2 protein-coding genes are annotated in these 637 nt (G+C 57.1%); both read right to left on the minus strand.

What is annotated here, in order from left to right; all coding sequences use genetic code 11:
* A partial coding sequence (locus tag D3227_RS40570; protein ID WP_281035086.1) for a LysR family transcriptional regulator occupies positions 1–340 on the minus strand: 340 nt, incomplete at its 3' end.
* A gap of 174 nt (positions 341–514) precedes the next feature.
* Positions 515–637, minus strand: a 123-nt coding sequence (locus D3227_RS43640) for an Lrp/AsnC ligand binding domain-containing protein (RefSeq protein WP_245452141.1), incomplete at its 5' end; no start/stop codon positions are given.

Raw genomic sequence — 637 nt, forward strand, 5'->3', positions numbered from 1 at the left:
GCCAACGACTGGCAAATGTTGGCAGGATGCCGATGCGCAACGTCGAAATTCGCTCGCCGACGGCAATCGCCCGCACCACCGATTGCCTGAGATTCTCGAGATCGATCGCCAGATCCGCGGCAAACCGCCTGCCGCTCTCGGTCAATACCACGCGTCGTCCAACCCGCCTGAACAATGTCGCGCCCATCATGTCTTCAAGTTCTTTGACTTGTCGGCTGACTGCGCTTTGCGTCAGATGAAGTTCTTCCGCCGCCTGGGTAAAGCTTTCGTGCCGCGCGGCGCACTCGAAGCTGCGCAACAGGGCGTAGGACGGCAGACTATGGTGACCCACCGAGTACACAGGCTTAACACCTTCTATGAACGGAACTCATGTTTCGTATCTATTATGTTCGCCCGGTTCATTTCAACAGGCATCTCCTGCAGGCATTCGGTTGTGACGAGATGTTGCCTTTGGCCATTGAAATAGCTTCCGATGGTCCCCACGCCGCAGCGCACTCATCTGGCGCCTGCACTTCTATCGTTGGAATCGCGTCGACAGGATGACCGACGACTGCGTTTTCTCGACGCCATCGACGTCGCCAATCACGTCGATTGTCCGATCAAGCTCGCTGATCGATGGCGCGGCAACGTCGGCAAT

The sequence above is a fragment of the Mesorhizobium waimense genome, from assembly GCF_003601975.1.
GTDB lineage: Bacteria > Pseudomonadota > Alphaproteobacteria > Rhizobiales > Rhizobiaceae > Mesorhizobium > Mesorhizobium waimense.